The sequence below is a fragment of the Burkholderia sp. MSMB1078WGS genome (genome assembly GCF_001528895.1).
In the GTDB taxonomy this organism is placed as follows: domain Bacteria; phylum Pseudomonadota; class Gammaproteobacteria; order Burkholderiales; family Burkholderiaceae; genus Burkholderia.
The window spans coordinates 138,158-162,664 of the sequence record NZ_LPDI01000083.1; the positions used below are offsets into that span (position 1 = coordinate 138,158).

Here is a 24,507-nt window from a genome sequence, read left to right on the forward strand (position 1 = left end):
CTCGTTACAGCCCGAGCATCATCTTCGCGATGATGTTCTTCTGGATCTCGTTCGAGCCGCCGAAGATCGACAGCTTCCGGTTGTTGAAATACTGCTGCGCGGCGCTCGCGGCTTCGTCGGGGCCGACCGGTTCGCCAGCGTAGTCGGCGTCGAGCGCATCTTCGACGAACGGCTGCGCATACGGCCCCATCGCGCGCCGCATCAGCGCGGTGATCTCCTGGCGAATCTGCGTGCCGCGAATCTTCAGCATCGAGCTTTCCGCGCCCGGCACGCCGCCGCCCGCGACCGCGGCCAGCACGCGCAGGTTGGTCGTGCGCATGTTTTCCAGTTCGATCTCGACGCGCGCGACGCGTGCCGCGAAGAACGGATCGTCCGCGAGCGGCCGGCCGTTCTTCGTGACCTTCGCGGCCACCGCGCGCAGCCGGTCGAGGGCAGCGGTCGAGAAGCCGATGCCGGCGATGTTGGTGCGCTCGTACGTGAGCAGGTATTTCGCGCAGGTCCAGCCGCGGTTCTCTTCGCCGACCAGGTTTTCCACGGGCACGCGCACGTCGGTGAAGAACACCTCGTTCACCTCGTGCTCGCCGTCGAGCGTGATGATCGGGCGCACCTCGACGCCCGGCGTGTTCATGTCGATCAGCAGGAAGCTGATGCCTTCCTGCTTGCGCACGTCGGTCGCGGTGCGCACGAGGCAGAAGATCATGTTCGCGTAGTGGCCGAGCGTGGTCCACGTCTTCTGGCCGTTCACGACGTAGTGATCGCCATCGCGCACCGCGCTCGTCTTCACCGCCGCGAGATCGGAGCCGGCGCCCGGTTCCGAATAGCCCTGGCACCACCAGTCGGTGCCGTCGAGAATGCGCGGCAGCCAATGGCGCTTCTGCGCGTCGCTGCCGTACTTGATCAGCACGGGGCCGAGCATGTTCACGCCGAACGGCACGATGCGCGGCGCGCCGGCGAGCGCACATTCGTTGTCGAACAGGAACTTCTGCGCGACGCTCCAGCCAGGGCCGCCGTATTCGCGCGGCCAGTGGCTCGCGAGCCAGCCGCGCGCGTTCAGGATCGCGTGCCATTCGCGCATGTCGTCGCGCGTCAGATGCAGCCCGCCCTTCACCTTGCGCGCGATGCGCTCGGGCAGTTCGGCTTGCAGGAAGCGCTGCACTTCCGCGCGGAAGGCTTCTTCTTCGGGCGTGAAATCGAGGTCCATCTTCGTTCCGTTGCAAATGCGGTTGGCGTTCAGTCGATGCGGTTCAGGCTCGCGAAATCCGCGCCGCGCGCGACGAGATCGACGAGCAGCGGCGACGGCTTCCAGAACAGCGGATCTTCCTTCGCGAACGCGCGGATATCGGCGAGCACGTTCGCGAGGCCGACCGTGTCCGCGTAGTGCATCGGGCCGCCGCGATAGCGCGGAAAGCCGTAGCCGTACAGGAACACCGCGTCGACGTCGAGCGGGCGCAGCGCGATCTTTTCGTGCACGACGTTCGCGCCTTCGTTGATCATCGCGGCGAGGTAGCGGCGCAGGATCTCGCCGTCGCTGAACGTGCGCGGCGTGACGCCCTTCTTCGCGCGTTCCTGCGCGACGATCGCTTCCACTTCCTGGTCGGGCGTGCCGACGCGCGCGCCGTCCGGATACAGGTAGTAGCCGCGGCCGGTCTTCTGCCCGAACCAGCCGCGCTCGCACAGCCGGTCGGAAATCTCCACGTAGCGCGCGTTCGGGTCGCGCGTCGCCGCGCGGCGCTTGCGGGTCGCCCAGCCGATGTCGCCGCCCGCGAGGTCGACCACCTGGAACGGGCCCATCGGGAAGCCGAACTCGCGCACCGCGCGATCGATCTGGTACGGCGACGCGCCGTCTTCCATCAGGTAGTCGGCCGCCGTCCGGTAGACGGCGAGGATCCGGTTGCCGATGAAGCCGTCGCATACGCCCGCGCGCACCGGCGTCTTCTTCAACTGCTTCGCGAGCGCGAACGCGGTCGCGACGACGTCCGGGCTCACGCGCGCCGGCACGACGATCTCGAGCAGCTTCATCACGTTGGCCGGCGAGAAGAAATGCAGGCCGATCACGTCGGCCGGCCGGTCGATGCTTGCGGCGAGCGCGTCGATGTCGAGATACGACGTGTTGGTCGCGAGCACCGCGCCCGGCTTGCACACGCGGGCGAGCTCGGCGAACACGACCTGCTTCACGGCCATGTCCTCGAATACGGCCTCGATCACGACGTCGGCCTGCGCGAGCGCGTCGTACGACGTGCTGCCCTTGAAGCGCGCGAGCCGCGCGGCATGCGCGGCCGGCGTCATCCGCCCTTTCGCGACGAGGCCGTCGTACACCTTCTCGACGTGCGCGCGGCCGCGCGCGAGCGACGCTTCGTCGCGCTCGATCATCGTCACCGGCAGCCCCGCGTCGAGCGCCGCGACCGCGATGCCCGCGCCCATCGTGCCGCCGCCGACCACGCCGATCCGCTCGACCGGCCGTGCGCTCGCGCGCCGCGCCTCGGGCGCCTTCGCCGCCTCGCGCTCCGCGAAGAACGCATGCACGAGGCCCGCACGCTGCGGGCTGTCGAGGCACTGCAGGAACAGGCTCCGTTCGAGCTTCATCCCCGCATCGAACGACTGCGTGAGCGCGGCCTCGACCGCGTCGACGATCTTCGCCGGCGAGAAAAGGCCGCGCGACTTCTTCGGCAGTTCCGCGCGCGCCGCGTCGAGCGCGGCCTGCGCGGCCGCGCGGTCTGCCAGGCCCTGCGCGTCGCGCGTGCGGCGCACGGGCGCGCCGAGCGACACGAGCTCCTGCGCGTACGCGAGCCCTTCGGCGAGCGTGTCGTCGCTGTGCGCGATGCGATCGACGAGGCCGAGCGTGAGCGCCTCCTCGGCGCTCGCATGGCGGCCCGTCAGCATCAGGTCGAGCGCGGCTTTCGCGCCGATCAGGCGCGGCGTGCGCTGCGTGCCGCCCGCGCCGGGCAGCAGGCCGAGCGTCACTTCGGGCAGCCCGAGCTTCGCACCCGGCACCGCGAGCCGGTAGTGCGCGGCCAGCGCGACCTCCAGGCCGCCGCCGAGCGTCGCGCCGTGCAGCGCGACCACGACCGGCTTCGTGCTCGACTCGATGCGTTCGCACACGTCGGGCAGCGACGGCGGCACGGGCGGCTTGCCGAATTCGCGGATGTCGGCGCCCGCGATGAAGTTGCGGCCGGCGCCGACGATCAGCACCGCGCGGATCGCGTCGTCGGCCTGCGCGGCATCGATCGCGTCGGCGAGGCCGCGCCGTACGTCGGCGGACAGCGCGTTGACGGGCGGATGGTCGATCGTGACGACGAGGATCTTGTCGCGCCGCTCGCGCGTGACGGTGCCGGTTGGAGGGGTAGCGGGGGAATTCATGGCGTCTCCTGTCGAAGCTGTCGATGCAGCAGGCATGACCCGATTCTCGATTGATCGAGATTCGTTGACAATTCCCGCACGCTTTTACAAGCTGTCAAGTCCGACTTGACACCGAATCTTTCCGACCGTTAAACGGGCCGGATCAGGAGACACCCCGCATGGACCTGAACGCGCTGACGCTGCTCGTCGAGATCCTCGACGCCGGCAATCTCAGCAAGGCCGCGCAGCGGCTCAAGATGAGCCGGGCGAACGTCAGCTACCGGCTGAACCAGTTCGAGCGCTCGATCGGCCAGCAGCTCGTGCGGCGCACGACGCGGCGCATGGAGCCGACCGAGATCGGACTGAAGCTGTACGAGCACGGCCGGCGCATCCGCAACGAACTGCTCGCCGCGCAGGAATCGGTGACCACGCTCGGGCAGGATCTGCAGGGACGCGTGCGGCTGTCGGTGCCGAGCGGCTACGGGCAGATGGTGATGTCCGACTGGCTGCTCGCGTTCAAGCGGCGACATCCGGGCATCGTGCTCGACGTGGTGTTCGAGAATCGCGTGGAAGACCTGATGCGCGACGAAGTCGACATCGCGATCCGCGTGATGTCCGAGCCGCCGCAGAACCTCGTCGCGCGCGACATGGGCGCGGTGCGCTACGTCGCGTGCGCGTCGCCCGCGTTCGCGGCCGCGCACGGGATGCCGGCGAGCCTCGGCGCGCTGGCCGCCGCGCCGGTCGTCACCGCGACGGTGATGGGCCGGCAACTCCGGATCGCCGCGTATCTCGGCGACGAACGCCACGAGGTGCTGCTCGAACCCACGCTGATTTCGGAGAACTTCCTGTTCCTGCGCCAGGCGATCCTCGCGGGGATCGGCGTCGGCATCGTGCCCGACTACGTGATGCAGGACGACCTGCGCCGCGGCGCCGTCGTCACGTCGCTCGACGCGTACCGGCTCAGCATCTTCGGCACCCACATGTACATGCTCTACATGCCGAACCGCCACCATACGCGCGCGACGTCGACGTTCATAGAGTTCATCCTCGAACAGGCCGGAAAGACCGGCCGCGGCGGGCCCGGCGGGATGCGTCAGGGTTTCCTGTCGGATGACAAGCCGCCGGCCACGCGGCGACAATAGCGCGCCGGGGCGGGCAGCGCCGTTGCGTCAGCGCCAACGTCGACGCCGCCGTCTCCTTCGAATTCACTGCTGCCGAGGGTTCAATGTTCGACCGGATTCGTCCGCATTCGCGTCCCTGGACGCTGCTCGCCGCCGTCGCGCTCGTCGCGCTCGACGCCGGCTGCACGTCCCCGTCCGCGCCGTCGGGCGCCGTCGTCCCGGTTGCCGCCGCGTCGGGCGCGGCCGTCCCGCTGCCCGGCGTTCACGCGCCCGAACTGTCGTCCGGCTGGACCGACAAGCCGGGCTGGACTTCGCAGCACTTCATGATCGCGGCCGCGAACCCGCTCGCCACGCAGGCCGGCTACGACATGCTGAAAGCCGGCGGCACCGCGATCGACGCGGCCATCGCGACGCAGATGGTGCTCGCGCTGGTCGAGCCGCAATCGTCGGGCATCGGCGGCGGCGCGTTCATGCTGTACTTCGACGGCAAGACGACGCAGGCGTACGACGGCCGCGAAACCGCGCCGGCCGCCGCGACCGAGCGCCTCTTCTACGGGCCGACCGGCCAGCCGATGGGCTTCTACGAAGGTGTCGTCGGCGGGCGCTCGGTCGGCACGCCGGGCGTGCTGCGCATGCTCGACGCCGCGCACCGCGCGCACGGCAAGCTGCCGTGGCGCCGGCTGTTCCAGCCGGCCATCCGGCTCGCCGAGCGCGGCTTCACGATCAGCCCGCGGCTCGCGATGCTGATCGCGAACGACAAGTACCTGCACGACGACCCGGCCGCCCGCGCGTACTTCTACAATGCGGACGGCACGCCGAAGACTGCCGGCACGGTACTGAAGAATCCCGCCCTCGCGACCGTGCTGCGCCAGGTCGCCGACCGCGGCGCGAACGCGTTCTACAGCGGCGCGATCGCGCGCGACATCGTCGCGAAGGTGCGCAAGCACCCGACCAACCCGGGGCTGCTGTCGCTGCAGGATCTCGCGCGCTACAAGGCGAAGGTGCGCGCGCCGCTGTGTGCCGACTATCGGCGCTCGGTGGTCTGCGGGATGCCGCCGCCATCGTCGGGCGGCCTCGCGATCGCGCAGATGCTCGGCATTCTCGAGGCGATGCCCGACTGGCAGCAGATCGGCGCGCAGAAGCCGGTGCGCACCGAGCTCGGCTACGAGCCGACGCCGTTCGCCGCCCATCTGTTCAGCGAAGCCGGGCGTCTCGCGTACGCGGACCGCGCGCGCTACGTGGCCGATCCCGATTTCGTGCCGCTGCCGGGCGGCAACTGGGCGAGCCTCACCGACAAGACCTATCTCGCGCAGCGCGCGCGGCTGATCGGCGACAACAGCATGGGTGTCGCACAGGCCGGCACGCCCCAGGGCGCGACGCTCGCGACGGCCGACGACCGCAGCGCGGAATTGCCGTCGACGTCCGACATCGCGATCGTCGACCGCTACGGCCAGGCGCTGTCGATGACGACCAGCATCGAGGACGCGTTCGGCTCGCGGCTGATGGTGCGCGGCTTCATGCTGAACAACCAGCTCACCGACTTCTCGTTCGCGTCCACCGACAACGGCCGGCCGATCGCGAACCGCGTGCAGCCCGGCAAGCGGCCGCGCTCGGCGATGTCGCCGGAACTCGTGTTCGACAAGAAGACGAAGCAGGTGACGATGATCGTCGGCTCGGCCGGCGGCCCCGCGATCATCAATCACGTCGCGAAGACGCTGGTCGGCGTGCTCGACTGGGGGATGACGATGCAGCAGGCGATCGCGCTGCCGAACTTCGGGTCGATGAACGGGCCGACGCAACTCGAACGTGGGCGTGTATCGGACGCGCTCGTCGACGGGCTGAAGGGCCGCGGGCACGACGTGCAGATCGTCGAGATGAACTCGGGGCTGCAGGGAATCCAGCGGCTGAACGTGCAGGGGCAGACGGTGTGGTTCGGCGGGGCGGATCCGCGCAGGGAAGGAGTGGCGATGGGGGAATGAGGCCGGTAACGCGTGCGCGATCGTTGCGCATCGAACTGACGGCCCTCCCCTCCTCCACCGACGCATTGCGCCATGAATGCGACGACGCGCCTTCCGGACGTCGTCGCCGTTTCCCGGCTACGTGCCCCCCAACCCGCGCTCCCCTCATCGCATCGCGACATCGAACCGCCGCGCGATCGCGCACCCATAGCGTGTCCTATCCGCGCTAAATCACTTTCGTAACTGTCTGATCGACGACGCCTGCGTCCGTCCGTATAGTCGCTCGCTCAGTCCGGGCCCACGCGATAGCGGTCCGCCACTCGCGGCAACGACGCTGCGCCCCGCGCCTTTCGACGAAGCCGCACATGGATCCCGGGCTGCATCGAACATCTCATCGATCAGGATTACGAATAATATGTCACGCACATCCGCTGCAGATTCCCGTACCGCTCGGATCCGCTCGCATGCTTGCCCCGAACGGCAACGCGCGCCCTCCGCCCGCCTGCCGGCACTCGCCGTCGCCGTCGCCATCGCCGCGCTCGCACCGTACTACGTCCATGCGACCGAAAACGATCTGGTTCAGCACTACCTGACGATCAAGGACGGCGCCGGCGGCGAGCCGACCGCGTCCGGAGCCGGGTCGATCGCGATCGGACCTGGCGCAAAGGCGAATGGCGAGACGGGCGAGGACTACTCGGCGCTCGCGATCGGCGCACATGCCACCGCCGATGGGCGCGCCACCGTGGCCGTCGGCGAAGCCGCCCATATCCAGGGCGACCGCTCGAGCGCGGTCGGCGTGTCGTCGTACATCACGGGCGATCGTTCGAGCGCGTTCGGTTCGTCATCGCGAGTCGAAGCCGTGCGCGGCGTGGCGCTCGGCGCGGACTCCAAGGTCACCGCCAACGGTGCGGTCGCGCTCGGCCAAGGTAGTGTCGCCGACCGCACGAATACCGTGTCGATCGGCACGGCGGGCACCCAGCGCCAGCTCGTCAACCTCGGCGCCGGCACCCGCGACACCGACGCTACCAACCTGTCGCAGCTGAAACCCGTCGTCGCCGCGCTCGGCGGCGATGCGACCGTCGACGCGAACGGAACCGTGCGCGGCCCGACCTACACGGTCGACGGACAATCGTTCGACAACGTCGGCGGTGCACTGACCCAGCTCGACGGACGCGTCACGACGATCGACGGACGTGTCGCCACCGTCGAAAACAACGTGACGTCGATCCGCAACGACGTCACCGATCTCGGCACGCGGCTCGACAACGGCACGGCCGGCCTCGTCCGGCAGGATCCGGCGAGTCTCGCGATCTCGATCGGCGCCGGCAAGGGCGGCACGTCGGTGAGCGTCGCCGGCACGGACGGCACGCGCACGCTGACCGGCCTGTCGAACGGCATCGGCGACACCGATGCCGTGACGGTCGCGCAGCTCAAGGCGACCGGGCTGATCGATCCGAACGGCAAGGCGCTCGGCGCGATCGTGTACGACGACCTGAAGCTGGATCGCGCTACGCTCGGCGGCGTCGGCGGCACCTTGCTCGACAACGTCAAGGCAGGCGCCATCGCGGCGAACAGCATGCAGGCCGTGAACGGCGGGCAGCTCTTCTCGATGCAGCAGCAATTCGAAACTCGCCTGGAATCGCTCGACACGCGCATCAACAACATCGAGCAGGTCGGCCCCGGCACCAGGCCGCCGATCGGCGAGCAGGGCGGCCAGTTGGCGCAGCTGGGCGACGGCTCCGGCGCGACCGGCTCGAACTCGATGGCGCTCGGCCAGAATTCGAGCGCATCCGGCAACGGCAGTCTCGCGCTCGGCAACAACGCGACCGCATCGGGCCAGAATTCGGTTGCACTCGGCAACGGCTCCGTCGCCGATCGCGACAACACAGTGTCCGTCGGCGCGCCGGGGCAGGAGCGGCAGATCACCCACGTGGCGCCCGGCACTGCCCCGACCGATGCCGTGAACGTCCAGCAACTGAACGACCACATCGGCAGCGTTCGATCCGACATGGATCACTATCGACGTGACGCAAGCGGCGGCATCGCATCCGCCGTCGCGATCGCGAACCTGCCGCAGGCGTCGCTGGCGGGCGAAAGCATGGTCTCGGTCGCCGGCGGCACCTACAGCGGGCAATCGGCCGTCGCGTTCGGCGTGTCGACCGCCACCCGCAACGGGCGCTGGGTGGTCAAGGCGTCCGGGTCGACCAATACCCGCGGCACGGTCGCGGTCGGCGCCGGCGCCGGCTATCGCTGGTAACGCGCGCCACGGCGGCACCCTCCGCTTCAAACGGCAGGGGCCCGGGTCAGATCGACACGCACCCCGGCCCCTCGTCTTCTCGACGCGGGCGCCAACCGGCGTCCGTGCAGCCTGTACGGCCTACCCTCGCCCCTTCCACGGCACCACCCGCCGCTCGACCCACCGCATCGCCAGATCGAACAGCCACGCGATCGCGCCGATGATCAGGATCCCCATCACGACGATGTCGGTGCGCAGGAAGCTCGATGCGTTGAGCACCATCTGCCCGAGCCCGGCCGTCGCGGCGACCATCTCGGCCGCGACGAGCGTCGTCCACCCGAACCCGATCGCGATCCGCAGCCCGGTGAGAATTTCCGGCAGCGCAGCCGGCAACACGACGTGCCGCACGATCTGCGCGAAGCTGCCGCCGAGCGAGTACGCGGCGTTGATCTGCTCGACCGTCGCCGCGCGCACGCCGGCGCGTGCGGCCATCGCGATCGGCGCGAAGCATGCAAGGAAGATCACGACGAGCTTCGCCGTCTCGTCGATGCCGAACCAGATCACGACGAGCGGCAGATACGCAAGCGGCGGCAGCGGCCGGTAGAACTCCAGCAGCGGATCCAGCACGCCGCGTGCGATGCGGCTCACGCCCATCAGGATGCCGGCCGGCACACCGATCGCGGTGGCAAGCGCGAACGCACCGAACACGCGGGCAGCGCTCCACAGCAGATGGTCGGACAACGGCAGGCCGCCCTGGATACGGCCGTGCCACGCGTCGACGAACGCCGCCCACACCGCTTCCGGCGCGGGCAGGAACAGCGGCGGCAGCCACTGCAGATGCGTCGCGACCCACCACAGCACGGCCAGCGCCGCGATCGTCGCCGCGCTCAGCGCGGCCGTCTTCCCCTGCCCGGGCAAGCGATAGCGGCCCGACGAACGACGCGCACGCACAGCACGCGCCGCAGCCTCGGCCCGCGTCGTGCGACCGTCGTCCGGCTCGAAATCCGCGGCCGTTCGGTCGGCCGCCCACGAATCCTGCGTGCTCATGGTGTCCTGCCTGTGCAATGTACTGATCCGGCCACGCCCGACGGACGCACCCTGCCTCGCGAACTCGTGCATCACGCGGTCCCGGCGACTACCGGCTCGTCGCGATGCAGATACGCGATCAGCCGCTCGCGCCATCCGATGAATTCCGGCGACGACTTCACCGCACGTGCATCGCGCGTTTCGACGTAGCGGCGCGCGAACGGCAATTCGAAGGTTTCCGCGATCCGGCCGGGGCCCGGCGTCATCACGACGAGACGCGTCGCGAGAAAGAGCGCCTCCTCGACGTCGTGCGTGATGAAGAACACCGTCTTGCCTGTCCGCGCCCACACGTCGAGCACGAGCGCCTGCATCGTGCCGCGCGTCATCGTATCGAGCGCGCCCATCGGCTCGTCCATCAGCAGCACGCGCGGATCGCTCGCGAGCGCGCGCGCGATGCCGACGCGCTGTTGCATCCCGCCCGACAGTTCGTACACGCGCGCGTGCGCATGGCGCTCGAGGCCGACGAGCGCGAGCATCTCCGCCGCGCGCGCTTCGCGTTCGGCCTTCGGCACGTGTGCGAAGCGCAGCCCGAGCGCGACGTTGTCGAGCACGTCGAGCCACGGCAACAACGCGTATTTCTGGAACACGACGCCGCGATCGGCGCCGGGGCCCGTGATCGGCACGCCGTCGACGGATACGTCGCCCGTCGTCGGTGCGACGAAGCCGGCCATGCAGTTCAGCAGCGTCGTCTTTCCACAGCCGGACGCACCGAGCGCGACGACGAATTCACCGGCATCGATGCGCAGGTCGACGCGCGCGAGCGCCTGCGTCGTCGGCCTGCCGCGCTCGCCCGGATAGGCGACCGATACCTGGCGGACTTCCAGCGTACTCATGATCGAAGGGCTCCGCGATGAATGGGCCGAATGACCGCGCTCAGCGCGCGGCCTTCTGCACGAACTGCGGATCGACGCCCGCCGAATAGTCGGCGAGCACCGTCTGGATCGTGCCTTGCGATTTGAGGAACGCGGCCGTGGCCGCGAGCGACTTCGCGGCGCCCGATTGCGCGCCGCCGCCGAGCCACGTCGGCGAAGCCTGCTCGGCCGCCGTCGGGAATGCGTAGAGCGCGAGGCTCGCGGGCACATCTGCCGCGTTCGCGCCCGACACCTTCGCCACCGCCGCGACCTGCGGCGAGCCAACCTTCCAAGCCGCGGCATGCGCGCGGTAGTCGGCATCGGCGGCCGCGAGCACCTTCACGAAGCGCGTGACGAATTCGGGATTCTCGCGCGCGAACTTGCGGCTCACGACGAAGCCGTCGAAGGTCGACTTGCCGCTTTCCTTCGCAACTTGGCCCGACGTCGTCAGCACCGTGCCCGACTGCTTGACCTTCGCGAGCACCGGATCCCAGATATAGGTCGCGTCGATGTCGCCGCGCGTCCACGCGGCCGCGACTTCGGGCGGACGCAGGTTGATGATCTTCACGTCGTTCGGATTCACGCCCGCGGCCTGTAGCGCGACGAGCGTATGGAAGTGCGACGTCGACACGAACGGCACGCCGATCTTCTTGCCCTTGAGTGCGGCGACGCTGGTCACGCCCGAGCCGTTGCGCGCGACGAGCGCCTCGGCGTCGTTGATGTTGTCGAGCACCCAGAACAGCGAGATATCGAGCCCCTGCGACAGGCCGGCCGCGATCGGGCTCGAACCGGCTTCGCCGAGCTGCACGGAGCCCGACGCGAGCGCGCGGATCACGTCGGCGCCGCTGTCGAGCTTGCGGAACGTGACCTTGTAGCCGGTCGCCTTTTCGACTTCACCGCTCGCCTGCGCGTAGCGCCACGGCACGACCATGTCCTGGTACGCGATCACGACTTCGCGCGATTCGGCGTGCGCCGCGCCGAGCGCGGCAAAGGCGGTCAGCGCGACGGCGGCGCGACGGATGAAGCTGAAACGGGACATGCGGCTCTCCTTCGGAATGCGGGTGTTGCAAGCGGAGAGCCGACTTTACGAGCTTTGCGCGCGGCGGGAGCGAACTTATCGTGCGAAGCTATCGATGCCGTTTCAGCTTTGCTTTTCATGCTGGATCGGATCGCGCGTCCGGTCGGGTGACGATTGCCGTGCACATGCGCGGATCACCGCCGCGCCAACGAAAAAGCCCGCATCGCTGCGGGCTTTCGGGACTGCGGGTCTTGCGCGGATGGAGGCAAACGCCGTGCTCAGACCACCCCCGCCCCATGCGCCTGCAGATCGGCGTGATAGCTCGACCGCACCATCGCGCCGACGGCCGCGTGCGTGAAGCCCATCTTGTACGCCTCTTCCTCGTACATCTTGAACGTGTCCGGATGCACGTACGCGCGCACCGGCAGGTGGTGCTCGGACGGCTGCAGGTACTGGCCGATCGTCAGCATGTCGACGTCGTGCGCGCGCAGGTCGCGCATCACCTGCAGGATTTCCTCTTCCGTTTCGCCAAGGCCGACCATCAGCCCCGACTTCGTCGCGACGTCCGGATGCAGCGCCTTGAAGTCCTTCAACAGCTTCAGCGAGTGCGCGTAGTCCGAGCCCGGGCGCGCTTCCTTGTACAGGCGCGGCACCGTTTCGAGGTTGTGGTTCATCACGTCGGGCGGCGCCGCGTTCAGGATCGAAATCGCACGGTCGAGACGGCCGCGGAAGTCCGGCGTCAGGATCTCGATGCGCGTGTCGGGCGACTGCTCGCGCACCTCGCGGATGCACTCGACGAAGTGGGCGGCGCCGCCGTCGCGCAGGTCGTCGCGGTCGACGCTCGTGATCACCACGTACTTGAGCTTGAGCGCGGCGATCGTGCGTGCGAGGTTCTTCGGCTCATCCGCGTCGAGCGGATCGGGGCGGCCGTGGCCGACGTCGCAGAACGGGCAGCGGCGCGTGCACTTGTCGCCCATGATCATGAACGTCGCGGTGCCCTTGCCGAAGCATTCGCCGATGTTCGGGCAGCTCGCTTCCTCGCACACGGTGTGCAGGTTGTGCTCGCGCAGGATCGTCTTGATCTCGTTGAAACGCGAGCTGCCGGTGGCCGCCTTCACGCGGATCCATTCGGGCTTCTTCAGCTTTTCGATCGGAATGACCTTGATCGGGATGCGCGCCGTCTTCGCCTGCGCCTTCTGCTTGGCGGTCGGATCGTAGGCCGGGGTCGCGGCCGTATCGGCCGGTGCGGGAGAAGCGGTAACGTCAGTCATTCGATTGTTCCAGTGCGTGCGGCTTGTCGGCGGCCGCGGATGCGCCGTCGAGGTTGGCGATCAGACGGCCCACCAGCGTGTGGGCGACGTCGTTCCAGTCGGCGGCAACCTCGAGGCTCGCCATGTCGACGGTTTCCAGTCCGGCATAGCCGCACGGATTGATCGCAAGAAACGGGCGCAGATCCATCTTCACGTTCAGGCTCAGCCCGTGATAGCTGCAGCCGTTGCGGATCTTCAGGCCGAGGGCCGCGATCTTCGCGCCTTCGTGCACGCCGGATGCCACGTAGATGCCCGGCGCGCCCGCCTTGCGGACCGAAGCGAGATTATACGCCGCGAGGGTGTCGATCACGGCCTGCTCGATCTTCGTCACGAGCGTGCGCACCATCAGCTTGCGCCGGCGCAGATCCAGCAGCAGGTAGACGACGATCTGGCCGGGGCCGTGGTAGGTGATTTGCCCGCCGCGGTCGACCTTCACGAGCGGCACGCCGCTGTCGGCCACCAGCAGGTGCGCCGGGTCGCCGGCCTGGCCGAGCGTGTAGACGGGCGGATGCTCGACCACCCAGATCTCGTCGCCGGTGTCGGCCGTGCGCGTGTCGGTGAACGCGCGCATCGCGTCGAAGCTCGTCTCGTAGGCCTCGCGGCCCCGCCACCGCACGGTGACCGGCTGAGCCGGGGCGCCGGCGGGCGATGCGGAAACGGCGACAGGCGTGGACACGATGGAAACCGGCGAAACGGACATGGGCGGTAGTTTACCGAAAACCCGTGGGTCTCGCCGGCCTTGGGTGGGGGACGGATCGCCGGTATCCGTCGGACGAAACGACGGTCAGACGGTGCGCCAGCCGTCGTGGACCAATGCAGCGACGCGTTCGCGCAACCGGGCCAGCCCGCCGAGCGCGACTTCCCGCGGCGGCCGCGACACCGAGAACGCGACGCGCGCGCCTTCCCGGCTTTCCGCGCTGAGCCACAGCCGCTCGCCGCGGCGCAGCTTGAGCGTCTCGCCGTCGACCAGGAAGTAATCGTCGACGTCGTTGCTGCGCGTCGCCCAGACCGGCCCGCACTGGACGATCAGCCGCGTGCTGCGTTGCACCTTCATCGGCACGGTCTCGCCCACGGGAATTTCAAACGTGATGCTTGAAGAGATTTCTTGCATGATCGACTCCGCCAATAAGTGCTTCGATGGCTACAATCGTAGTCACTCGAAGGCGCCCGACCAAACGACCAATTTTCACGTCGATGTGAGGAAAATTAGCAAATGGACCTCCGCCAGCTCCCGGCGCTGAACGCGATTCGCGCGTTCGAAGCCGCCGCCCGCCACGAGAACTTCTCGCGCGCCGCCGACGAGCTGTTCGTCACGCACGGCGCGGTCAGCCATCAGGTTCGCGCGCTCGAGGAAGAGCTCGGCGTGCAGCTGTTCACGCGCAACGGCAAGCGGCTGTGCCTGACCGACGCCGGCATGCGCTACGCGCAGCAGGTCCGCACCGCGCTGATGGTGATCGCCGATGCGACGCGCGACGTGCGCGCGAGCGACCGCGACCGGCGGCTGGTGGTGTCGATGCTGTCGTCGTTCGCCGCGCGCTTCATCACGCCGCGCATCGGCACGTTCATCGAGCGGCATCCGGAAATCGACGTCGAGCTGCAGTCGACCAACTCGCTCACCGATTTCGCGCGCGACGACGTCGATCTCGCGATCCGCTTCGGCTTCGGCAGCTATCCGGGGCTTCACGTGGAGCCGCTGTTCGAGGAGGTGTTCTTTCCCGCGTGCGCGCCGACACTGAACGGCGGCAAGCTGCCGCAGACGCCCGCCGATCTCGTGAACTACCCGCTGCTGCGCTCGGACGACGAGCTGTGGCGGCCATGGTTCGACGCAGCCGGGCTCGACACGCTGACCGAGCCGAAACGGGGCATTCTGTATCAGGATTCGTCGAACCTGCTGCTCGCGGCGATCGAGGGCCAGGGGATCGCGCTGGTGCGCCGCTCGCTCGCGGTGCACGACCTGCTCGACGGGCGCATCGTGCGCCTGTTCGACATCGACGGGCCGAGCCCGTGGCACTATTTTTTCGTGTGTCCGCCGCCGCTCTTGAACACGCCGCGCGTGCAGGCGTTCCGGACCTGGCTGTTCGAGGAAGTCGCCGAATACAAGCGGCTATGCGACGAGTTGGACGCGCGGCGCGCGGCGGGGAAATGCCCCGCCGAGTGCGCGCTGGAGGGCGGATGGAAAGGGATCAGCGGCCGTTTGCGCTGATCCCCGGCCGCAGAACGGGCCTTAAAGTACGACCTTGACCATCGGATGGCCGGTCAGCGCGCGGTAGATGTTGTCGAGCTGCTCCTGGCTCGTCGCGCGCACGGTGATCGTGAGGCCCGTGTAATTGCCGCCGCTCGACGCGCGCTCCTCGATCTTCTCGACGTCGATCTCGTTGTCGTGAACGGCCACGACCTTGAAGATCGTGTCCTTGAATTCGGGGTGCGCCTTGCCCATGATCTTGATCGGGAAATCGCACGGAAACTCCAGCAGCGACTCCTTCCGGGTTTCGATCGCGCCGGTGACCTCGACGGTTTTGGTCGGTTCGCTCATCATTTTCTCCGGGTTAGGTCAAACTGTTCAAACTCGCGCGCCTTCGCACGCTGGTACGCGTCATACAGCGCCGCGAACACGGGGCCCGGCTTGCCGCCCTGCACGGGCAGATCGTCGAGCGACGTGACGGGCAGGATTTCCTTGGTGGCCGACGTGATCATGATTTCGTCGGCCGAACGCAGCTCGACCTCGCTGATCTCGCGCGCGACGAACCGGATCCCGCATTCGTCGGCCAGTTGCTCGACCAGCGCGTAGCGGATCCCTTCGAGGATCTTGTTGCTGCGCGGCGGCGCGAACAGCTCGCCGTTCTTCACGATCCACACGTTCGACGACGAGCCTTCGGTCACGTTTTCGTCGCGCAGCTGGATCGTCTCGAACGCGTCGCGTTCGGCCGCATGCTGCGCCATCAATACGTTGCCGAGCAGCGAGATCGACTTGATGTCGCAATGCAGCCAGCGGCGATCCTCGGCCGTCACGCAGCGCACACCCTTCGCACGCTCTTCTTCCGACGGCAGGCGCAGCGGGCTCGTCATCGCGAACACCGTCGGCACCGCGTTCGCCGGGAATGCGTGACCGCGCTTCGCGACGCCGCGCGTCACCTGCAGGTAGACGAGCGCGTTGCCGTCGCCGAGGCCTTCGGCGTTCGCCGCGACCACCCGCTCGATCAGCGCGCGCCAACCGGCCGCATCGTGCGGGTTGTCGATGCCGATCTTCTTCAGGCTGCGCGCGAGCCGGTCCAGATGCTGTTCGATCCGGAACGGCACGTGCGCGCCGTCGTGCGCATACACGGGGACGACTTCATACACGCCGTCGCCGAAGATGAACCCGCGGTCGAGCACCGGCACACGGGCTTCGGACAGCGGCACCAGTTCCTCCTGCGACGAGACGCTGAGGTAGACGATCGGTTCGAATTCGGCTTGGCTCATGGCTATGACAGATGGGGATGAAGTCGTGAAAACAAAGGCCCGTCGCGCTTACTTCTTCTTGCTGAACATCAGCAGGATCGAGTCCCAGATACGTCCGAAGATACCCGCTTCCGGCACGGCCTGCAGCGCGACGACCGGGAATTCGGACAGCGTCTTGCCGTCGGCGACGATCTTCACGGTGCCGACCTGCTGGCCTTGCGCGAGCGGCGTGATCAGCGGCGCGTTGACGTCGACTTCGGTCTTGACCTTGTCGCCGAGGCCGCGCGGCACGGTCGCCCACTGGTCGGCGCTCACGCCGACCTGCACGGTGTTCTCCTTGCCCTTGTAGAGGCGCGGCGTCGCGATCGCCTGGCCGCCCTTGAACAGGCGCACCGAATCGAACGCGCTGTAGCCGTAGTTCAGCATCTTCATGCTGTCCTGCGTACGGTCGCTTTCCTTCTGCTCGCCCATCATCACCGACACGAGGCGGCGCTGGCCGTCGACACCCGGGATCGCGCGCTTGGCCGACGCGATCAGGCAGAAGCCGGCCGCCTGCGTATGGCCCGTCTTCAGGCCGTCGACCGTCGGGTCGAGCCACAGCAGCCGGTTGCGGTTGCCCTGGCGGATGTTGTTGTACTTGAATTCCTTCTCCGAGAAGATGCCGTAGTACTGCGGAAAATCGCGGATCAGGTGCGCGGACAGCTTCGCGAGGTCGCCGGCCGTCGTGTAGTGGTTCGGGTCGGGCATGCCGTTCACGTCGGCGAAGTGCGTGCCCTTCATGCCGAGGCGCGCGGCCTCGTCGTTCATCATCGTGACGAACTGGCCTTCGCTGCCGCCGACGAGTTCGGCCAGCGCGATCGCGGCATCGTTGCCCGACTGGATGATCATCCCGTACACGAGGTCATGCACGGACACCGGCTTGTTCGCCTCGATGAACATGCGCGACTCGTCGCGGCCGACGCGGCGCACCGCGTCGCTCGGCGTGACGATCTGCTCCATCGAGATCTTCTTCTTGTCGAGCGCCTCGAACACGAGGTACGCCGTCATCAGCTTCGTCAGCGACGCCGGCTCGACGCGTTCGTCCGCATTGCCCGATGCGAGCACCGTGTTGCTCGTCGCGTCGACGAGCACCCACGAGCGCGCGTTCACGCCCGGCGGCGGCACCGCGCCCGGCATGTAGGTCGCGGGCGCGCCGGTGGACTGCTCGGCGGCCGGCGCCGCATGCGCGGCCTTGGCCTTGGCGGCCGGCTTCGCCTCGGCGACGACGATGGTCGATGCGAGCGCGACGGGCAGCATCACGCCGAGCGCGACGTTGCGCGCGGCGGTGGCGAAGGCGATGGAGGAAGCGAGGGACTTGAGGCCTTGGGAAGACAGACGCATGATCGATTCAGGCTGATGGCAGAAAGTGCGGTGCGAAACGCGCAGGGTTGAACGGCAAGGCGGCGGGCGTTTCGGGTACTCGCCCGACACCGTCGGGCGACGCGAAACGCGCCGGTTGGACTCGCGCGGACGCGTTCGGTTCGCGGCCGTCGCGAGCGGACGGACAGGCGGCGAAACGAGCGCCGCATGGGCCCAGCCGGGCCGCGGGCAACGCGGAATGCGGCCATTATACGTGGCCGCGAACGGCGTTTTCGCGAACCTGCCGCCGAACGCCCGCATACCGGCTGCGCGCGCATCGCGCGGCGACGCATCGGGCACGCTTGCTCGACGCCGCACGAGAGACGGGCGCGGGCGGCGTGCAACGCGCGTTGCGCCGGCGTGCGGCAGCCGGGTTGCGGCGCGGCGTCGCGTGAAGTGTCGGGAAGGGTCGCGCATCATCCGGCCGGGCGCCGGTGCGCGGCACGGGCCCCGGCGCTTACGCCGGCGCCCGCATGCAGGCTGTCGCCTGTTCACGCTGATAACGGGCTTGCGCTGGCCCTAGCGCCACGCGTCGACGATGATGCGCTTCAGCACGTGCAGCTTGCGATGGAGGAAATGCTCGGCGCCGGGGATCACGACGACCGGCAGCTCCTGCGGCCGCGCCCAGTCGTACACCGACGCGATCGGCACCGTGTCGTCGGTTTCGCCATGGATCACGAGCGTGTTCTCGGGCACGTCGGCCACCTGCCAGCGGCTCGCGGCCGTGCCGACGAACACCATCCGCTCGATCGTCTCGCCCGCGTCGCGCAGCCGCTTCGCGACGTGCGACAGCACGAAGGTGCCGAACGAGAAGCCCGCGAGCACGAGCGGCAGGTCCGCATACGCGGGCTGCGCGCGCATGTGCGCGAGCACCGCGAGCAGGTCGTCGGCCTCGCCGGCGCCGTTGTCGTGCACGCCTTCGGTCGCGCCGACGCCACGGAAGTTCGACCGGTAGACGACGTAGTTCAATTGCACGAGCGTGCGCGCGAGCGTCTGCGCGACCTTGTTGTCCATCGTGCCGCCGAACAACGGATGCGGATGCGCGACGAGCGCGATGCCGCGCGGCGCGGCGCCGCCTTCGCGCACGGCGTCGGGCAGGTCGACCGCGATTTCGATCTGGCCGATCGGGCCCGCGATCAGCGATTTCTGCGTATGAACGTTCATTCGGCCGGCCCGCTCAGATCTTCAGGCGCTCGACGACCTTGCCGTCGCGCAGGTGCGACTCGACGATCTCGTCGATGTCGGCCCGATCGACGTACGTGTACCACGTGCCTTCCGGATACACGACCATCACCGGCCCTTCCTCGCAGCGGTCGAGGCAGCCGGCCTTGTTGATGCGGACCTTGCCGGGCCCCGCGAGACCGAGCTCCTTCACGCGCTTTTTCGCGTATTCCTGCATGGTCTGCGCGTCGCATTGCGCGCAGCTCGGGCGTTCGGCGCCCGGTTCGCGCTGGTTCAGGCAGAAGAAGACGTGGTGCTGATAGTAGGAATCCATGATGGTGACGAGCGGCCCGGCGCAAGGCCGTGCGGAAAGAAGGGCGATGAATTGCCGTTACGCGAAGCGGCAACGGAGGATGCGGACGATTATAGCGACCGGCGCACGCGGCTGCCCGCGGCGCGACCGCCGCCGCACGGGTCCGGGCTGCCGCGTCAGCGGCGCAGCGCGGCCGGCAGCCACGCGTGCTCGACGCGCTGGCCGAGCCAGATCAGCGCTGCGTAGGGCCAGATCCATGCGAGCCAGCGCGCGATGCTGTTGAAGTGCACGTAGCGGCCCTGCCGCCACCCCGACAGCGTGAAGTCGAAGAACGGATTGACCGGCAGCAGGTTCACGAGCGCGACGCCGGCCAGCAGCGCGAGCGCCGCGAGCATCGCGCGCCACGTCGCCGGCACGCGCAATGCGACGAGCGCCGCCGCGAAACCCAGCTCGATGCCGAGCCGCGCGCCGGGCGTCGCCCACACGACGACGAGGCCGGTGGCCGACTGCATGAACGTCGCGGCCGCCTTCAGTACGAGCGTGGCGACCACCAGCGCGACCAGCAGCCGGATGCGCGGCGCGCGCGGGCGCATCGCGAGCGACGCGATCGCCAGCGCGGGGAACAGCATCAGCCCGCCGAGCACGGCTTCCCACGCGGAATCCGACAACCAGCCGTCGACCCGCTCGGGCCATTCGCTGACGTGCCACGCGGCCGGCAGCCATGCGAGCAGCGCGTCCTGCATCGACGCGTCGGCGCGCTCCCACAGCGCGGCCGGCCAGTCGCCGATGCCGAACAGGAACGGCGACGGAAACACGATCGCGAACGGCCACAGCGCGGCGAGCAGCAGCGGCGTCGACCCGTCGGCCTCCAGCCACGCGAGGCGCAGCCGGCGCAGCACGCCGCGGTCGAGCAGCGCGCCGGCGACCGGCGCAGCAAGCGCCGCGCCCAGCAGCGCGCCGAGCGCGTTGGCGCCGAGATCGAGATTCGACGCGACGCGCGTCGGCAAGTAGGTCTGCAGTGCTTCCATCGTCCCCGACAGCAGCACGCCGAGCACGCTCGCGATCAGCGTCGCGGCCACGCCGCGCCAGCGCGGGTGCAGCGCGAGCACGCCGAGTGCGCCGAACGGCAGATAACCGAGCACGTTCGTGACCACGTCGAACGCCGTCACGTAGCGCTGCATCGGCGCGAACAGGTAATCGAACGGGCCGATGCCGAGCGACGCCCAGCCTTCGAACGGATACAGCGACGCATAGACGATCAGCGCCGCGTAGGCGGCAAACGCCTGCCGCGCGAGCGGCGACGCGCGATGCGTGCCGGGCGCGCTCATCGCGGCTGCCCGCCGGGCGTCACGGGGTGCCCGCGTACGCCTGCACGCCGACCCACGCGGCGATCTGCGACACGAGTTCGTCGCTGGCCGCCGCGAGCGCACGCGCGCCGCCGGCCGCGTCGGGCGTGCTCGACGGCGCGCGCGCGACGAACGTACGCTGGCCGAGCACCTTGCCGTCGAGCATCAGGGTCGCGCGCGCGGTCACCGCACCGTGGCTTTGCGACTGCCCGTCGAAGACCTGTTCGAATTCGCTCAGGTCGACCTTGAGGGTCGGCGCGCGCACGCCGTCGGCCCCTTCGAGCACCGTGCCGCGCGACGACAGCGCGCCGCGTAGCCGTTGCGTGAGCAACTGCGCGGGCGGCGCGGTCCAGCGGCTGTCGCGATAGACGGCCACGTGCTGCGCATCGGCGTACGCGAGGCGGTACGCGAACTTGTCCGTATCGAGCGCGTCGGGCGCGGCGACGTCGAGCACCTTCAGCGCGGGGCCCGACCCGGCGGTCGCCACCGACGACACGGGCCCGAGGTCGTAGCGGATGTTCGACAGCACCGCGTCGTTGCCGGCGCAGCCGGCCGCCAGCGCGAGCGTCAGCACGGCAAGCGCGGCCGCGGCCGGACGCAGCGCGCGGTCAAGGATTCGTGGCATGGCGTATTCCTGCATGATGTTTCCGGTTTCGATGAACGTCATTGCCCGGCCGTCGCGCCAGGCCAGACGAAGCCCGCTTCGCCGGGCCCCGGCGCCGCGCCGGGCGACCCGAACAACAGACTGCGCGGGTTGCGGCCGAGTTCGCCGGCGACGTCCTTCAATTGCCGCGACGCGTCGCCGACGCTGTCGGCCAGCGCATTGAAGCGCGGCAGCGTGTCGTACTGCACGCGCGCGTTGAGCCCGTTCAGCGCGACGCCGACCTGCTCGGCGGCCGTGCCGGCCTTGTTCAGGTTCGACACGAGCGGCCCGTTCGGCTGCAGCAGCGTGTTCGCCGACGCCATCGCGCGATTCACCTCGTGCATCGTCTCCGGCAGCGCGGTGACCGCCGGGCCGAGCTGCTTCGTCAGCGTCGCGGCGCCGTCGGCCGCGTGCTGCAGGCTTTCGGCGGTCGCGCGCAACTGCTCGCGCATCTCGGGCGACATCAGCGCGTTCGCGCTCTTCGCGGCCAGTTCGAGTTGCCTCAGCAGCACGTCGCCGCGCTCCTGGATCTGGTCGAACAGGCTCGGCCGCATCGGGATCTGCGCGATCGACTTCGGCGACGACGGCAGCGGCGACAGATCGCGCCCCGTATCCTCGAGCTGCACGAACGCGATGCCCGTCACGCCCTGGAAGCCGAGGCTGCCGTAGGTCGACTGCGTGATCGGCGCGTCGTGATCGACGAGGATGCGGATCCGGATCTGACCCGGATGCGTGCGATCGAAGCCGATCGACTGCACCTTGCCGACGTCGAGGCCGCGAAAGCGCACGGCCGCGTCCGGGAACAGCCCCGTCACGTTGGTGCGCGCGAGCAGGTCGTACGGCACGCGCACGGTGCGGTCGACGTTGAACCAGAACACGGTGCCCGCGATCGCGAGCGTCAGCGCGATCGTGAACAGGCCGGCCCAGAACGCATGTGATTTGTTTTCCATTCGCGGGTTCCTTGCTTCTACAGCTCGACGCTCGACAGCGCCGGTTCGAGGGCCGCCTTCGGCAGCTTCGCGCGCCGCTCGGGCGGCAGCGCCTGCAACGCGCGGCGCCCGCGCAGCCCCAGGAAATATTCGTGGATGAACGGATGGTCGACGTTCGCGGCCTCCTCGACGGGCGCGGCGACCAGCACCTTGCGGTCGGCCAGCACCGCGACGCGCGTCGACAGCGCGACCATCGTATCGAGGTCGTGCGTCACCATCACGACGGTCAGCCCGAGCGTGCGGTGCAGCGTCGCGATCAGCTCGACGAATTCGTCGGAGGCCTGCGGATCGAGGCCGGCCGTCGGCTCGTCGAGGAACAGCAGCTCGGGCTCCAGCGCGATCGCGCGCGCGATGCCGACCCGCTTCACCATCCCGCCCGACAGCGCGGCCGGCATCTTCGACGCGTGCTTGCACGGCAGCCCGACCATCTCGAGCTTCAGCATCACGATGTCGTGCAGCAGGTCCGGCGGCACGCGGCCGAGCTCGCGCAGCGGCTGCGCGACGTTGTCGAACACCGTCATCGACGAGAACAGCGCGCCCTGCTGGAACAGCATCCCCGAACGCGTGCGCATCATCCGCGCGCTCGCGTCGTCGATCGTCGCCGTATCCTCGCCGAACACCTTGATCGTGCCCGACGTCGGCCTTTCGAGGCCGAGGATCTGGCGCACGAGCGTCGTCTTGCCGGAGCCCGAGCCGCCGACGATCGACACGATCTCGCCGCGCCGCACGTCGAAGTCGAGCTTCTGGTGAACGATGTTGCGCCCGTAGCGCTTGGTCAGGTTGCGCACCTCGATCACGAGATCGCCGGCATCGGCGGCCGCGTCCGGCCGGGGGCCGACCGACCCGGCGCCGATCGCCGCGGCATGCGCGGTCGTTTCGTTCGATGCGTTCATCCGAGCCCCACGTTCTGGAACAGGATCGCGAATACCGCGTCGGCGAGGATCACGACCGTGATCGACGACACCACCGACGTGGTCGTGCCTTCGCCGAGGCTCTGCGAATTCGCCTTGATCCGGAAACCGAAATGGCACGCGACCAGCGCGATCAGCATGCCGAACACGACGCCCTTGCCGACGCCGATGTACAGGTTCGCGATCGGCACGACGCCCGGCAGCGAGCGCACGAAATAGTTGATGTCGATGCCGAGCACCAGCTTCGCGGCGAGCGCGCCGCCCGTCAGCGCGATGATGTTGGTCCACATCACGAGCAGCGGCATCGCGACGCCGAGCGCGAGCACGCGCGGCAGGATCAGCCGCAGCCCGTGCGGGATGCCCATCACGCGCATCGCGTCGAGCTCCTCGGTCACGCGCATCACGCCGATCTGCGCGGTGATCGCCGAGCCCGAGCGGCCCGCGACGAGAATCGCCGACAGCACGGGGCCGAGCTCGCGGATCACCGACAGCCCGAGAATGTTCACGATGTAGCGGTTCGCCCCGAACATCTGCAACTGCTGCGCGGACAGATAGCTGAGCACGATGCCGATCAGGAAAGCGACGAGCGCGGTAATCGGCAGCGCCTGTGCGCCGGCGCTGTAGATGTTCGCGGAGGTTTCCCGCCACGGCATCGTCCGCGGGCGGCGCAGCACCGACAGCGCATCGAGGATCACGAGGCCGAACATCGCGATGCCGCCCTGCAGGTGTTCGCCGAACGAGAAGATCGCCTGGCCGAGCCGCGTGACGGGATCGAACCGCACGATGCGCTCGGGCGCCTCGCGCTGGCTGTCGAGCCGCTCGATGCGCTCGAAGATCGTGCGCTGCGTGGCACTCAGCGCGACGCCGGCCGGCAGCTTGCGGCCCCACACGCGCCACAGCGCCTGGCCGCCGACGTGATCGAGCCGCTCGATGCCGGACAGATCCCATTCGCTCACGCGCCCGGCGGCGATGCTCGCGATGCGGCGCGCCACGGCGCCGCGGTTGCGCGCGAGCGACAGCGCAGTCCACTGGCCGGTCAGGCGCACCGTCTGGCCCTGGCCGCCGGCGTCGACCGACAGGCCGGGAGGAGTCTCGAAGTCCAAGGGCAGGTTGTTTGCAAAAGGATGACAGCGGCCATTGTAGCGAACCGTCCGACGCCGCGACGTGAGGATTTCCGGCGCGGCGTCGGCGGCGCGGTGCGCAGCCGGGAGCATGGCGCCGGCCGGGACCGGCCCGAAGCCGCCGCCGGCCGCGGCCCGCTGCCGGCATCGCAACCTTTCATTGTTCCGTCACGTTTCCTTTCGATACTCTCACGCGCCGCACCTCAGGCCGTCGGCGCACCGCGCCGCCATTCGTGCGTACCTCGCGCTTCATAAAACAGAACACCGAACA

Annotated in this window: 22 protein-coding genes; 4 read left to right on the forward strand and 18 right to left on the reverse strand. The window is 68.9% G+C overall.

Annotated elements, in window-relative coordinates; all coding sequences use genetic code 11:
• Positions 1-4 precede the first annotated feature (4 nt).
• Complete coding sequence (locus WT24_RS20355) at positions 5-1,201, reverse strand: acyl-CoA dehydrogenase family protein (RefSeq protein ID WP_059506540.1); 1,197 nt, start codon at positions 1,199-1,201, stop codon at positions 5-7.
• A gap of 29 nt (positions 1,202-1,230) precedes the next feature.
• Positions 1,231-3,357: a 3-hydroxyacyl-CoA dehydrogenase NAD-binding domain-containing protein gene (locus tag WT24_RS20360; RefSeq protein WP_060035700.1), complete on the reverse strand. Its 2,127-nt coding sequence runs from the start codon at positions 3,355-3,357 to the stop codon at positions 1,231-1,233.
• Positions 3,358-3,515: 158 nt separating this feature from the next.
• On the opposite strand from WT24_RS20360, the gene WT24_RS20365 reads away from it, so the two are divergent.
• The 3 genes from WT24_RS20365 (at position 3,516) to WT24_RS20375 (ending at position 8,672) form a co-directional block, all read left to right on the forward strand.
• On the forward strand, positions 3,516-4,478 hold the full coding sequence (locus WT24_RS20365; protein ID WP_060035701.1) for a LysR family transcriptional regulator: 963 nt from the start codon (positions 3,516-3,518) through the stop codon (positions 4,476-4,478).
• An 83-nt stretch (positions 4,479-4,561) separates the two neighbouring features.
• Positions 4,562-6,436 carry a gamma-glutamyltransferase gene (gene ggt / locus WT24_RS20370; protein WP_060035702.1) on the forward strand — a complete coding sequence of 625 codons (1,875 nt, stop codon included), beginning with the start codon at positions 4,562-4,564 and terminating at the stop codon, positions 6,434-6,436.
• A 394-nt stretch (positions 6,437-6,830) separates the two neighbouring features.
• Entirely contained in the window at positions 6,831-8,672 is a 1,842-nt protein-coding gene (locus tag WT24_RS20375; protein ID WP_060035703.1) for a YadA family autotransporter adhesin, read from the forward strand.
• A 120-nt stretch (positions 8,673-8,792) separates the two neighbouring features.
• On the opposite strand, the gene WT24_RS20380 is transcribed toward WT24_RS20375, so the two are convergent.
• The 6 genes from WT24_RS20380 to WT24_RS20405 all read right to left on the reverse strand — a co-directional run bounded on the left by WT24_RS20380 (position 8,793) and on the right by WT24_RS20405 (position 14,027).
• Positions 8,793-9,770: an ABC transporter permease subunit gene (locus tag WT24_RS20380; protein ID WP_060035704.1), complete on the reverse strand. Its 978-nt coding sequence runs from the start codon at positions 9,768-9,770 to the stop codon at positions 8,793-8,795.
• Positions 9,770-10,570, reverse strand: a complete 801-nt coding sequence (locus WT24_RS20385) for a taurine ABC transporter ATP-binding protein (protein WP_060035705.1) — start codon at positions 10,568-10,570, stop codon at positions 9,770-9,772. The genes WT24_RS20380 and WT24_RS20385 overlap by 1 nt, the downstream gene beginning before the upstream one ends.
• A 40-nt stretch (positions 10,571-10,610) precedes the next feature.
• Positions 10,611-11,627, reverse strand: coding sequence for a taurine ABC transporter substrate-binding protein (gene tauA / locus WT24_RS20390; protein ID WP_060035706.1), 1,017 nt, complete (start codon positions 11,625-11,627; stop codon positions 10,611-10,613).
• Positions 11,628-11,884: 257 nt separating this feature from the next.
• Positions 11,885-12,877, reverse strand: a complete 993-nt coding sequence (gene lipA / locus WT24_RS20395) for a lipoyl synthase (protein WP_006499067.1) — start codon at positions 12,875-12,877, stop codon at positions 11,885-11,887.
• The gene (gene lipB / locus WT24_RS20400) at positions 12,870-13,616 is read right to left on the reverse strand and encodes a lipoyl(octanoyl) transferase LipB (protein WP_059795377.1); all 747 of its coding nucleotides are present in this window, start codon (positions 13,614-13,616) and stop codon (positions 12,870-12,872) included. The genes lipA and lipB overlap by 8 nt, the downstream gene beginning before the upstream one ends.
• 84 nt (positions 13,617-13,700) lie before the next feature.
• Entirely contained in the window at positions 13,701-14,027 is a 327-nt protein-coding gene (locus tag WT24_RS20405) for a DUF2917 domain-containing protein (RefSeq protein WP_059795533.1), read from the reverse strand.
• A 102-nt stretch (positions 14,028-14,129) separates the two neighbouring features.
• On the opposite strand from WT24_RS20405, the gene WT24_RS20410 reads away from it, so the two are divergent.
• Positions 14,130-15,119 (forward strand): transcriptional regulator GcvA, encoded by a 990-nt coding sequence (locus tag WT24_RS20410; RefSeq protein ID WP_060035707.1) that lies wholly within the window; start codon positions 14,130-14,132, stop codon positions 15,117-15,119.
• 21 nt (positions 15,120-15,140) lie between these two features.
• On the opposite strand, the gene WT24_RS20415 is transcribed toward WT24_RS20410, so the two are convergent.
• The 10 genes from WT24_RS20415 to WT24_RS20460 form a co-directional block, all read right to left on the reverse strand.
• On the reverse strand, positions 15,141-15,449 hold the full coding sequence (locus WT24_RS20415; RefSeq protein WP_011546305.1) for a YbeD family protein: 309 nt from the start codon (positions 15,447-15,449) through the stop codon (positions 15,141-15,143).
• The gene (locus tag WT24_RS20420) at positions 15,449-16,375 is read right to left on the reverse strand and encodes a D-amino acid aminotransferase (RefSeq protein ID WP_059506520.1); all 927 of its coding nucleotides are present in this window, start codon (positions 16,373-16,375) and stop codon (positions 15,449-15,451) included. The genes WT24_RS20415 and WT24_RS20420 overlap by 1 nt, the downstream gene beginning before the upstream one ends.
• Before the next feature lie 48 nt (positions 16,376-16,423).
• Positions 16,424-17,734: a D-alanyl-D-alanine carboxypeptidase family protein gene (locus WT24_RS20425; protein ID WP_060035708.1), complete on the reverse strand. Its 1,311-nt coding sequence runs from the start codon at positions 17,732-17,734 to the stop codon at positions 16,424-16,426.
• A gap of 537 nt (positions 17,735-18,271) precedes the next feature.
• Positions 18,272-18,916 (reverse strand): alpha/beta hydrolase, encoded by a 645-nt coding sequence (locus WT24_RS20430; RefSeq protein WP_059506516.1) that lies wholly within the window; start codon positions 18,914-18,916, stop codon positions 18,272-18,274.
• A 13-nt stretch (positions 18,917-18,929) separates the two neighbouring features.
• On the reverse strand, positions 18,930-19,247 hold the full coding sequence (locus WT24_RS20435) for a ferredoxin (protein WP_034208488.1): 318 nt from the start codon (positions 19,245-19,247) through the stop codon (positions 18,930-18,932).
• Positions 19,248-19,402: 155 nt separating this feature from the next.
• Positions 19,403-20,554, reverse strand: a complete 1,152-nt coding sequence (locus WT24_RS20440) for a VanZ family protein (RefSeq protein WP_059506513.1) — start codon at positions 20,552-20,554, stop codon at positions 19,403-19,405.
• Between the two features lie 19 nt (positions 20,555-20,573).
• Entirely contained in the window at positions 20,574-21,197 is a 624-nt protein-coding gene (locus WT24_RS20445; RefSeq protein ID WP_060035712.1) for an ABC-type transport auxiliary lipoprotein family protein, read from the reverse strand.
• 38 nt (positions 21,198-21,235) lie between these two features.
• Complete coding sequence (locus WT24_RS20450; RefSeq protein ID WP_059506512.1) at positions 21,236-22,165, reverse strand: MlaD family protein; 930 nt, start codon at positions 22,163-22,165, stop codon at positions 21,236-21,238.
• 17 nt (positions 22,166-22,182) lie between these two features.
• Positions 22,183-23,097 carry an ABC transporter ATP-binding protein gene (locus tag WT24_RS20455; protein ID WP_034208491.1) on the reverse strand — a complete coding sequence of 305 codons (915 nt, stop codon included), beginning with the start codon at positions 23,095-23,097 and terminating at the stop codon, positions 22,183-22,185.
• Positions 23,094-24,218 carry an ABC transporter permease gene (locus tag WT24_RS20460; RefSeq protein WP_059795530.1) on the reverse strand — a complete coding sequence of 375 codons (1,125 nt, stop codon included), beginning with the start codon at positions 24,216-24,218 and terminating at the stop codon, positions 23,094-23,096. Before WT24_RS20460 ends, WT24_RS20455 begins: the two co-directional genes overlap by 4 nt.
• Between the last annotated feature and the right edge of the window lie 289 nt (positions 24,219-24,507).

Coding starts and splice junctions, on each gene's coding strand:
- WT24_RS20435 (WP_034208488.1), bottom strand. CDS start 19,247: ATGGATTCCTACTATCAGCACCACGTCTTCTTCTGCCTGAACCAGCGC.
- WT24_RS20405 (WP_059795533.1), bottom strand. CDS start 14,027: ATGCAAGAAATCTCTTCAAGCATCACGTTTGAAATTCCCGTGGGCGAG.
- WT24_RS20430 (WP_059506516.1), bottom strand. CDS start 18,916: ATGAACGTTCATACGCAGAAATCGCTGATCGCGGGCCCGATCGGCCAG.
- WT24_RS20450 (WP_059506512.1), bottom strand. CDS start 22,165: ATGGAAAACAAATCACATGCGTTCTGGGCCGGCCTGTTCACGATCGCG.
- WT24_RS20420 (WP_059506520.1), bottom strand. CDS start 16,375: ATGAGCCAAGCCGAATTCGAACCGATCGTCTACCTCAGCGTCTCGTCG.
- lipB (WP_059795377.1), bottom strand. CDS start 13,616: ATGTCCGTTTCGCCGGTTTCCATCGTGTCCACGCCTGTCGCCGTTTCC.
- WT24_RS20440 (WP_059506513.1), bottom strand. CDS start 20,554: ATGAGCGCGCCCGGCACGCATCGCGCGTCGCCGCTCGCGCGGCAGGCG.
- WT24_RS20415 (WP_011546305.1), bottom strand. CDS start 15,449: ATGAGCGAACCGACCAAAACCGTCGAGGTCACCGGCGCGATCGAAACC.
- WT24_RS20385 (WP_060035705.1), bottom strand. CDS start 10,570: ATGAGTACGCTGGAAGTCCGCCAGGTATCGGTCGCCTATCCGGGCGAG.
- WT24_RS20425 (WP_060035708.1), bottom strand. CDS start 17,734: ATGCGTCTGTCTTCCCAAGGCCTCAAGTCCCTCGCTTCCTCCATCGCC.
- tauA (WP_060035706.1), bottom strand. CDS start 11,627: ATGTCCCGTTTCAGCTTCATCCGTCGCGCCGCCGTCGCGCTGACCGCC.
- WT24_RS20410 (WP_060035707.1), top strand. CDS start 14,130: ATGGACCTCCGCCAGCTCCCGGCGCTGAACGCGATTCGCGCGTTCGAA.
- WT24_RS20375 (WP_060035703.1), top strand. CDS start 6,831: ATGTCACGCACATCCGCTGCAGATTCCCGTACCGCTCGGATCCGCTCG.
- WT24_RS20365 (WP_060035701.1), top strand. CDS start 3,516: ATGGACCTGAACGCGCTGACGCTGCTCGTCGAGATCCTCGACGCCGGC.
- WT24_RS20360 (WP_060035700.1), bottom strand. CDS start 3,357: ATGAATTCCCCCGCTACCCCTCCAACCGGCACCGTCACGCGCGAGCGG.
- WT24_RS20455 (WP_034208491.1), bottom strand. CDS start 23,097: ATGAACGCATCGAACGAAACGACCGCGCATGCCGCGGCGATCGGCGCC.
- lipA (WP_006499067.1), bottom strand. CDS start 12,877: ATGACTGACGTTACCGCTTCTCCCGCACCGGCCGATACGGCCGCGACC.
- ggt (WP_060035702.1), top strand. CDS start 4,562: ATGTTCGACCGGATTCGTCCGCATTCGCGTCCCTGGACGCTGCTCGCC.
- WT24_RS20355 (WP_059506540.1), bottom strand. CDS start 1,201: ATGGACCTCGATTTCACGCCCGAAGAAGAAGCCTTCCGCGCGGAAGTG.
- WT24_RS20380 (WP_060035704.1), bottom strand. CDS start 9,770: ATGCACGAGTTCGCGAGGCAGGGTGCGTCCGTCGGGCGTGGCCGGATC.
- WT24_RS20445 (WP_060035712.1), bottom strand. CDS start 21,197: ATGCCACGAATCCTTGACCGCGCGCTGCGTCCGGCCGCGGCCGCGCTT.